A 6,101-nucleotide genomic window follows, 5' to 3' on the forward strand; every position below is an offset into this window, starting at 1 on the left:
GCCATCCTTATCAATACCGGCGCGCGGGATGCAGATGCAGACCAGGGCCGTGCCTTTGATGGGGTCGGGCACGCCGATGACCGCTGCATCCTGCACCAGTCCTGTGCCAATCAATAACGCCTCGATTTCAGAAGGCCCGGTTCGCTTGCCCGCAATCTTGAGCGTGTCGTCAGAGCGGCCATGCACGTACCACATGCCGTCGGCGTCGCGGCTGGCGAAGTCCCCGTGCACCCACAGGTTCGGCAGGCGTGACCAGTAGCTGTCAAGGTAGCGCTCCCGGTCATGCCACAGTCCGCGCGTCAGTCCGATGCTCGGGCTGCGCATCACCAGTTCGCCCGTCACATCAGTGCCAACACTGGCGCCTGCCGCGTCGACGACATCGGCGCCGGTGCCGGGTATCGGTCCGGCAAAGGCACAAGGCTTGAGCGGATGAATCACGGTACCCGTCAGGATGCCGCCCACCTCGGTTCCGCCGGAATAATTGAGCAGCGGGACACGTCGCCGGCCGACGCGCTCGAACGTCCATTGCCAGGCCTCGGGCGTCCATGGCTCACCGGTGGAAACGATGACGCGCAAGCAAGAAAGATCGAGTTTGGCAAACGCCCGCTCGTCCAGCGACATCGACAGGCGCGCGACGGTGGGCGCGAGGCCCAGGTAAGTGACGCGATGCCGCTCGATGAGACGCCACAGGCGATCGGGTTGCGGGTAATTGGGCGCACCTTCCGCCAGCACCACCGTGGCGCCGACGAGGAGGCCGCCAAACACAAGGATCGGACCAACCAGCCACCCCATGTCCGACATCCACAAGAAGCGGTCATCGGGCTTGAGATCCATGCAGATGGACATATCCAGCGCCGTCTTGATCGGGAAGCCGCAATGCGTGTGCACGACGCCCTTGGGCTTGCCGCTGGTTCCCGATGTGAACATCAGCAGGAAGGGATCGTCGGCAGGCATCGCTTCCGTCGGCACGGCGGCGCAGTCCTCGGGTGCACCGTCTGCAAGTGCGTGCCACCAGTGGTCACGCCCGTCCTGCCAGCCATGTTCAGTGACCAGATGGCGCAGGACCACGACATGCCGCACGCCGGGACAATCCTGCAGCGCCTCGTCGATGACAACCTTGGCACCGACCGGCTTGCCGCGCCGCAGGGAACCATCGACGGTGATCAGCGCTTTTGCGTGTCCATCATTCAGGCGCTGCGCGACGGCATCAGCGCCGAAGCCAGAAAACATGGGCAGCACAATGCCGCCGATCTTGGCGACGGCCAGCATGGCGGCGGCTGCCTGGGGCAAGTTGGGCAAGTACATGCCGACGACGTCGCCGCGGCCCAGCCCAAGACGGCGGAGGCCCCAGGCGAGCCGACAGGTCTCGCGGTCCAGGTCCGCAAAGGTCCAGGTGGTCACCGCTCCGTCTTCACCTTCCCAGACCAGTGCTGTTTGCTCGTAACGCGGCGTGCCGCGCCGCTGGTCAATGCAGTTAAGCACCACATTGGTCGTGCCGCCTACGCACCAGTGTGCGAACGGCAGGCCATCGCTGATGTCCATCACCTTTTCGTAAGGCTGCACGAAGCGATAGTCGAGGAAACGGATCAGTTCATCATGAAACCATGCCGGATCGGCACTTGCGCGCGCGTTAAGAGCGTCGAAGCTGTCGACCCCAAGCGCCTGCATGAAGCGTGTCAGGTTGGCGTTATCCACCGTGCTGCGGTCTGGCCACCAGACTGCGCCCGGTGTATCGATGGGTTTGGTTTGCATGATGTTCGCTCCGGCAGGCTAAGACTTATTTATCCTGGAAACACGGCTGACGCTTTTCGAGAAACGCTGCCATGCCTTCCTTCTGGTCCGCCAGCGCGAAGGAAGCATGCAAGGTCCGTCGCTCGAACAGGAGGCCTTCGTTCAACGGCCCCTCGAATGAACGATTGACGGACTCTTTCAGCATCATGACGACCGGCATCGAATAGCTCGCGATCTGGCGTGCCGCATCTAGCGCCTCTTCCAGCACGCGATCGACCGGATAGATCCGCGATACCAGCCCGCAGCGCTCGGCTTCCTGCGCATCCATTATCCGCCCGGTCAGGCAAAGGTCCATCGCCTTGGCCTTGCCGACTGCGCGCGGCAGGCGCTGGGTGCCCCCTGCACCCGGGATGGCACCGATCTTGATTTCGGGCTGACCGAACTTTGCATTCTCGGCGGCGAATACCAGGTCGCACATCATGGCGAGCTCACATCCTCCTCCCAACGCGACGCCCCGCACCGCAGCAATCACCGGCTTGCGGAAGGTCTTCAGCCGTTCCCAGTTGCGGGTAATGAAATCGGACTTGTACGCGTCCATGAACTGCATGGCCTGCATCGCGGCAATGTCTGCCCCCGCGGCGAACGCCTTTTCCGATCCGGCGAGCACGACGCAACCGATGCCCGGATCCGCTTCAAAGCCGTCGAGCGCCTTGCCGAGCGCGTTCATGACGTCGTCATTCAAGGCATTGAACACGGAAGGCCGGTTAATGCGAATCAGCCCGACCTTTCCCAGTGTTTCCACAACGATCACATCTTCCATACGGTTCCTTACGTCTTGACTGATTATTCGATATGGCCGAACTGCTTGGCGATTTCACGCAACTTGAATTTCTGGAGCTTTCCGCTCGGTGTGGACGGCAGCGAATCGGCGATTTCCAGTCGCTCCGGGTAATACTGCTTGGTCATCTTGTGTTCGTCGAAGTAGGCGACCATTTCCTCGAAGCTGAAAGTCTTTCCCGCCTTGAGCGTGACGAAGGCGCACACGCGCTCGCCGAGCCGGGCGTCCGGATAGCCGACGACCGCTACCGATGCGATCGACGGATGTTTGTACAGCAGGTTCTCGATTTCCACGACCGGAATGTTCTCGCCGCCACGAATGACCAGGTCCTTGGTACGTCCTGCAATGCGGATATAGCCTTCTTCGTCGATGAAGGCGCGGTCGCCGGTATTGAACCAGCCATCCTTGTCCGTGCCATTGAGATGGGGACGCTTCAGATAGCCGGCAAACAGGGATGCGCCGCGCACCAGCAAATCGCCGACCTGGCCCGTCGGAAGCCTGTTGCCGTTCTCATCGACGACCTTGATCTCGATGCCGGGCACCGGACGGCCATCCGAAACCCCGGATTTTTCCAAGGCGCGCGCCGGCTCGGTAATGGTGATCGCACCATTTTCCGTCATTCCCCATGCGGAGCACACGCGCATGCCAAGAACCTTGTAGGCACGCTCGATGACGACCGGCGGAATCGGCGCACCCGCACAGGAAAATTTCTTGAACCCGGGTGCCGCCGGCACGCCTGCCTCGACGGCGTTGCACATGTCGGAGATGAAGGTCGCCGATGCCATGCTGAAGGTAACCCCCTCCTTGGCCGCGATCTCCAGCGCGCGCTTCGGATCCCAGATATCCATGAGCACCGTCGTCGAGTTGAGAAGCAGCGGAAGCATCGCGAGGTAACCGTAACCGGTCAGGTGGGCCATCGGGGACGCGCCGAGAATGATCTCGTCCGCGGTGAGTTCCATGGCCTTGATGTACGCATGAAGATTGGAGAACAGCGTATTGGAGGTATGCATCACCCCTTTCGGCTCCCCGGTCGTACCGGAGGTGTACATCAGCAGCAGCACATCGTCTGGCCCGATACCCGGCTCGGTCAGCGGCGGCGTATCGTCTCGCAGCAGCACGCGGTCGAAGCTGTCGTCCCCCTCACCATCGACCACCACGAGCTGCAGCAGGTGCGGCAGGCCGGGCAACATGCCGCGCGCCATTTTCTCGTAGTCAAAACCGCGATAGGTCTTGGGCACGATGAATACCTTCGACTCGCCGAAATTGAGCATGAAGTTCAGCTCATGTTCGCGGAAAATCGGCATCACCGGATTGGCCACCGCACCGATACGCGCACAAGCGAGCGCGAGCGCGATGAACTGCCAGCTGTTCGGAACCTGGAAGGACACCACGTCGCTGCGCGCGACACCAAGCGCTACCAGGGCGCGCGCAATCCGGTCGACACGCGCGTCCAGCTCGCGATAGCTCAACCGCACCGATTCGGCGTGGCCGTCGCGATAGGAAATGACCGCATTCTTGTCCGGATAGCGCTCCAGCGCGCGCTTCATGTGCAAGTTAATCGTTTCGTCGCGCCAGAGCCCCTGCTTCTTCATCTCCTCCATGCGCGGATAGATCAATACCGGATCGAACTTCATCTCTGCTCTCCTTGTTTTTTGGTGCCCGCTCCAGACGGGCACACTCAGGCAAAAGTGGCAAATCCTTGAATCACATCAGCGTTGCACCAGCTTGCATTTCGATTCCGACAAAGGCAGGGAAGCATCGGCTGCCGGGATGATCTTGCGCACATGGTAGTAATCCCAGGGCTCTTTCGACTCGCTCGGCTTCTTCACTTCAAGCAGAAGCATGTCGTGCGCGAACTTTCCATCGGCGCGGATCGTGCCCTTGAACAGGCCATCGTTGATCTCGGTCGACTTGAGCGTCTTCATTACCGTCGCCGTATCGTCGGTGCCGGATTTCTCCACCGCCTTCAGGTAGTTCAGCACGGACGAATAGACGCCGGCGTGCGCCATGCTCGGCATTTTTTTCGCACGCTCGAAGAAGCGGCGCGACCATGCACGCGTCTTTTCGTCGCGGTTCCAGTAAAAACCTTCGGTCAGCGTCAGGCCCTGTGCGGTTTTCAGTCCCAGCGCATGCACGTCATTGATGAAGAGAACGATGGGAACGAGGGTCTGGCCGGAACCGGCGATACCGAACTCCGCAGCCTGCTTGATGGCAGTCATCGTGTCCTGCCCCCCGTTCGCCAGGGCAATCACGTCCGCCTTGGAGGACTGGGCGCTGACGAGGAAGGACGAGAAGTCGGGATTCGGGAAGGGATGCTTGGCCACGCCAACCACCTTGCCGCCATTGGAAGTGACGACCTGGCTTGCATCCTTGGTCATTGCCACACCGGCGGCGTAGTCGGCCGCGATGAAGTACCAGTTTTTCTTGCCTGATTCGACCACTGCCTTGGCCGTACCGGATGCCAGGCCGTAGCTGTCATAAACCCAGTGCACGGTGTTGGCGTTGCAGCGTTCGTTGGTGATCGGCAGGGAGGCTGCGCCGGATACCAGCGCGATCTTGTTCTTCTGCTCGGCCACGTTCATGACCGACAGCGCTACGTGGGTGCTGACCAGTTCCACGATGACGTCGACGCCATCACGGTCGTACCAGCTCAATGCGCGCTGGGCGGCGATATCGGCCTTGTTCTGGTGATCGGCGCTGACGACCTCGATCGGCTTTCCAAGGATCTTCCCCGTCTTGGCAAAGTCTTCCACCGCCATCTTCGCCGCGATGACCGCGCCGGCGCCGGTGAAATCGGAATACGTACCCGACATATCGGTCAGCACGCCGATCTTGACGACATCATCGGAAATTTTCTGCTGCGCGAGCGCCGGCGCCAAGGCCATCCATGCGGCGAGGCAGCCGGCGATGCAGCGGGCACCAACTTTCAACGAAGTGGATTGTTTATCTGTTGCCCGGGCCGAGCCCGGCCGGAATTCACTGCGGTTCATGTCTCACTCCTTTTTTTTTGCCGTTTCCAGGCTTTCGGTTGAAGAGAGACACACATTAACCAAGTCGGTCTTTTAAGTCAATATATTTACTTAAGACGATGATTGCGAAAACGCGAACTTTATGCTCAAGAGCAAAAAAAGCACGCACGTCCTTGAACAAATGCCGGTTTTAAGCCGATATGGCGCTATCAGCAAAAACGGAGCACACTTATTCGCGAAACATTTACGACATTATATTGACATATAATTTTTGCGTTCCTAAAATGGCTTCAGCTAAAAACCAAGGAGGATTCAACATGGATTTCAGTCTTAGCCAGGAGCAGCTTGCACTTGTCGAAACCGCGAGCCGGTTTGCCAGGAACCGCCTGGCTCCCGGATACAGGGAGCGCGAGAAAGCGCTTCGCGTGGAGCGCGAAGTCGTACTTGAAATGGGTGAACTGGGCTTCCTCGGGCCAGAACTGCCGGAAGAACATGGCGGACTGGGGCTGGAATGCGTGACCAGCGGCTTGTTGCTGGAGCAGATCTCGTATGGCGACTTCAAC

Annotated in this window: 5 protein-coding genes; 1 reads left to right on the top strand and 4 read right to left on the bottom strand. The window is 60.1% G+C overall.

The features are described from left to right. The 4 genes from AYR66_RS18830 to AYR66_RS18845 all read right to left on the bottom strand — a co-directional run. A partial coding sequence (locus AYR66_RS18830; protein WP_088709925.1) for an AMP-binding protein occupies positions 1–1,752 on the bottom strand: 1,752 nt, incomplete at its 3' end. 25 nt (positions 1,753–1,777) lie between these two features. Further along, positions 1,778–2,551 carry an enoyl-CoA hydratase gene (locus AYR66_RS18835; RefSeq protein WP_088708777.1) on the bottom strand — a complete coding sequence of 258 codons (774 nt, stop codon included), beginning with the start codon at positions 2,549–2,551 and terminating at the stop codon, positions 1,778–1,780. Between the two features lie 23 nt (positions 2,552–2,574). Continuing rightward, a complete protein-coding gene (gene aliA, locus AYR66_RS18840) occupies positions 2,575–4,203 on the bottom strand; it encodes a cyclohexanecarboxylate-CoA ligase (RefSeq protein ID WP_088708778.1) in 1,629 nt (542 codons plus the stop codon). Positions 4,204–4,278: 75 nt separating this feature from the next. Further along, positions 4,279–5,454 carry an ABC transporter substrate-binding protein gene (locus tag AYR66_RS18845; RefSeq protein WP_088709926.1) on the bottom strand — a complete coding sequence of 392 codons (1,176 nt, stop codon included), beginning with the start codon at positions 5,452–5,454 and terminating at the stop codon, positions 4,279–4,281. 401 nt (positions 5,455–5,855) lie between these two features. Between AYR66_RS18845 and AYR66_RS18850 the strand changes: the two genes are divergently transcribed. Beyond that, positions 5,856–6,101: acyl-CoA dehydrogenase family protein (locus tag AYR66_RS18850; RefSeq protein ID WP_170942325.1), on the top strand; the 246-nt coding region annotated here is incomplete at its 3' end.

The sequence above is a fragment of the Noviherbaspirillum denitrificans genome, assembly GCF_002211445.1.
Taxonomy (GTDB): Bacteria; Pseudomonadota; Gammaproteobacteria; order Burkholderiales; family Burkholderiaceae_D; genus Noviherbaspirillum; species Noviherbaspirillum denitrificans.

Bases quoted from the DNA above. Each gene is read 5' to 3' on its own strand.
- AYR66_RS18835 (WP_088708777.1), bottom strand. From the start codon at position 2,551: ATGGAAGATGTGATCGTTGTGGAAACACTGGGAAAGGTCGGGCTGATT.
- aliA (WP_088708778.1), bottom strand. From the start codon at position 4,203: ATGAAGTTCGATCCGGTATTGATCTATCCGCGCATGGAGGAGATGAAG.
- AYR66_RS18845 (WP_088709926.1), bottom strand. From the start codon at position 5,454: ATGGCCTTGGCGCCGGCGCTCGCGCAGCAGAAAATTTCCGATGATGTC.